General features: G+C 41.4%; 3 protein-coding genes. All 3 read left to right on the forward strand.

Annotated elements, in window-relative coordinates:
- The coding region (locus SMIDD26_RS04575; protein WP_167747476.1) for an LPXTG cell wall anchor domain-containing protein at positions 1-2,189 on the forward strand (2,189 nt) is incomplete at its 5' end.
- 175 nt (positions 2,190-2,364) lie between these two features.
- Positions 2,365-3,495: a radical SAM family heme chaperone HemW gene (hemW, locus tag SMIDD26_RS04580; RefSeq protein ID WP_061439207.1), complete on the forward strand. Its 1,131-nt coding sequence runs from the start codon at positions 2,365-2,367 to the stop codon at positions 3,493-3,495.
- A gap of 4 nt (positions 3,496-3,499) precedes the next feature.
- Positions 3,500-3,977: acyl-ACP thioesterase domain-containing protein (locus tag SMIDD26_RS04585; RefSeq protein ID WP_246746906.1), on the forward strand; the 478-nt coding region annotated here is incomplete at its 3' end.

Here is a 3,977-nt window from a genome sequence, read left to right on the forward strand (position 1 = left end):
ATGGAACACTATATCCAGAAAATACTAAGGTAGAAATTCCAGGAAAAGATGGAAAAACTATTGAAGTAACACTTGACAAAGATGGCAAAGGTACAGTTCCTAATAATGATTTACCTGATGAGGATACTCCAGGAATAGGTAAGATTAAAGAAGATGGTAAACCTGAGGTAGATGTTAATGTTGAAACACCGAAAAAAATCAATCCAAATCATCCAGCGACGGAACAACCAACTGAAATCGACATCACAAGAAACCCAAATGGAGATGCCGTAGTTACACCTAAGAAACCAGATGGAACACCATATCAAGCAGGAACGACTGTGAAAATTCCAGGAGAAAATGGAACACCTATTGTTGTAACAATCGGAAAAGATGGTTTTGGAATAGTTCCGAATGACAAACTTCCTAAAGATGAAGTGCCAGGAAAAGGAACAGTAACAGAGCCAGGAGCTAGACCATCACAACCAGTGGATGTGATAACACCTGCTCGCAAACCATCAGTGATACGTTTGGATCAAGATCCAAAAACTGGAGATGTAACAGTGATTCCTATGAAACCAGATGGTTCAACATACCCGCCAGGAACGAAGGTAGAAATTCCAGGTAAGAATGGTAATCCAATTGTAGTAGAAATCGGACAAGGTGGAAAAGGAACAGTTCCAAATAACGACTTACCAGATGGAAATGTACCTGGAACAGGTAAGATTACAGAACCAGGAAAACCAACTACGGAAGCTCAGGTGCTAACACCAGGTAAAATCAATCCACTTGCACCTCAAACAGAGCAACCAGGTAAGATTGAAATTACAAGAAATCCAAATGGAGATGCTGTAGTCACACCTAAGAAACCAGATGGCTCAACATATCCATCAGGAACTAAGGTTGTGATTCCAGGAGAAAATGGAACATCTATTATTGTAACGGTTGGAGATAACGGCTCAGGAACAGTTCCAAATGATAAACTTCCAAAAGAAGCTGTTACAGGAAAAGGAATTGTAACAGAGCCGAATAAGAAACCGTCACAACCAGTAGTTGTAACGACACCTGCTCGTAAGACTCCAACAGTAGAGCTGACACAAGATCCAGCTACAGGAAATGTCACTGTCACACCGAAAAAACCAGATGGAACAACATATCCACCAGGAACTACGGTAGAAATTCCAGGGAAAGATGGCAAGCCAATCGTTGTACCAATCGGAAATGATGGAACAGGAACAGTTCCAAATAATGATTTACCTGATGAAGATACTCCAGGAACAGGTAGGATTAAGGAACCAGATAAGCCAACAGTTGAAGTGAAGGTAGAGACGCCTGGGAAAATTGATCCTACTGCGCCAGAAACGGTAGAATTAGGTACAATTGAAATCACAATAAAACCAAATGGAGATGCAGTCGTCACACCGAAGAAAACAGATAAAACAACGTATCCGGAAGGTACTATAGTGAAAATTCCAGGAGAAAATGGAACATCTATAGTAGTGACAATTGGAAAAGACGGTTCAGGAACAGTTCCAAATGACCAACTTCCAAAAGAAGCTAAACCAGGAAAAGGAACCGTAACAGAACCAGGTAAGAAACCATCTAATCCGGTGGATGTAACAACCCCAGCTCGTAAGACACCAACAGTAGAGTTGGATCAAAATCCAAATACAGGGGATGTGACGGTAACACCTAAGAAACCAGATGGAACACTATATCCAGAAAATACTAAGGTAGAAATACCAGGTAAGAATGGTAAACCTATCGTCGTAATAATTGGAAAAGACGGAAAAGGAACTATACCTAATAAAGATTTACCAGATGGAATAGAACCAGGAAAAGGCACGATTACGGAACCAGGAAAAGATCCTGTAGAAGTAATTGTAACAACCCCAGCCCGTAAGACACCAACAGTAGTATTGGAACCAAATCCTCAGACAGGCGTTGTTACAGTCACACCTGATACTAATGGAAATTCTGGTCAAGATACACCTGCACCAACAACTCCAATTCCAGATGCAGTTACTCCAAATGCAAATCATGAAGATACTACAGATGCTAGTGATAGTGATAATGGAGCTAAGTCAAATGATTCTCAAAATGTATTACCAAATACAGGAACAGAATCAAATGCGACTCTTGCATCTCTCGGACTTCTTGGTATGCTAGGCGGTCTCGGACTTGCTCTTAGAAAGAAAAAAGAAGACTAAAAATTTAGTCAGATGAACATTCATTCTTTTGTATTGTAAAGACAAACTAGATTGATTCTGGGAATCGTGTTCGTCATAAAATACAAAGAATGTTTAGATAAAGAAAGCGAACAATGCTAGGATTTTGTTAAAGGGAATTCTAAGTATTGTTCGCTTTTGTGGTATAATAAGTACTATGCAGAAGAAACCAACGTCAGCCTATGTGCACATCCCGTTTTGTACCCAGATTTGTTATTATTGTGACTTTTCAAAGGTCTTCATCAAGAATCAGCCAGTTGATAGCTATTTGGAGCATTTATTAGAAGAGTTTCAATCTTATGATATTCAAAAGTTGCGAACCCTCTACATTGGTGGTGGAACACCGACAGCTTTGTCAGCTCCACAACTGGAGGTATTGCTGGATGGCTTGACTAAAAACTTGGACTTGTCTGCCTTGGAGGAATTGACCATTGAGGCAAATCCAGGGGACTTGGATGCGGATAAGATAGCCGTTTTGAAAAACTCGGCTGTCAATCGTGTTTCACTAGGTGTGCAGACCTTTGACGACAAGATGCTGAAAAAGATTGGGCGCAGTCATTTGGAGAAGGATATTTATGAAAATATCGACCGCCTGAAATTGGCTGGTTTTGACAACATCTCCATTGATTTGATTTATGCACTGCCTGGTCAGACCATGGAGCAGGTTAAGGATAATGTGGCTAAGGCCATTGGACTTGATATTCCCCATATGAGTCTGTATAGCTTGATTTTAGAAAACCATACGGTTTTTATGAACCGTATGCGACGAGGGAAATTGCCTCTGCCTAAGGAGGAACTTGAGGCTGAGATGTTTGAGTATATCATCGCAGAGCTGGAGCGAGCAGGCTTTGAGCATTATGAGATTTCTAATTTCTCCAAACCCGGTTTTGAAAGTCGTCACAATCTCATGTATTGGGACAATGCTGAATACTATGGCATCGGTGCTGGGGCGTCTGGCTATGTCAATGGTGTTCGATATAAAAACCATGGTCCCATTCGTCATTATCTCAGTGCGGTTGAGGAAGGCAATGCTCGCATCACAGAAGAGCACCTGAGTCAAAAGGAGCGAATGGAAGAGGAAATGTTCTTGGGCCTCCGCAAGAAATCAGGGGTTTCCATGGTGCGATTTGAGGAAAAATTTGGACGGTCGTTTGAGGGGCTTTATGGAGAAATCGTCAGAGATTTGGTTCAACAAGGTCTCATGCAAATAGAGGGTGACCGAGTGCGCATGACAAAAAGAGGTCTCTTTTTAGGAGACACCGTAGCAGAACGATTTATTTTGGAGTAGGATGATGGGCTTAACTTATCAAATGAAAATGAAAATTCCTTTTGATATGGCTGACATGAACGGTCATATCAAGCTCCCAGATGTGATATTGCTATCTCTTCAAGTTTCAGGGATGCAGTCGATTGAACTGGGAGTTAGTGATAAGGCCATTTTAGAAGAACATAATCTGGTCTGGATTATCACAGACTATGATATCGAGGTGGTTCGTTTGCCTCGTTTTGCGGAAGAAATTATCATCGAAACGGAAGCACTGAGCTACAATCGACTTTTTTGCTATCGTCGCTTTACCATTTATGATGAGGCGGGACAGGAGCTTATCCACATGATGGCGACCTTTGTTCTCATGGATCGAGACAGTCGAAAAGTCCATGCTGTTGAACCTGAGATTGTGGCTCCTTACCAGTCTGATTTTGATAAAAAACTTATCCGTGGACCGAAGTATGAGTCCTTGGAAGAGCCGATCAGCAAGGATTACCATGTTC

The organism is Streptococcus mitis (assembly GCF_001579035.1).
Taxonomy (GTDB): domain Bacteria; phylum Bacillota; class Bacilli; order Lactobacillales; family Streptococcaceae; genus Streptococcus; species Streptococcus mitis_J.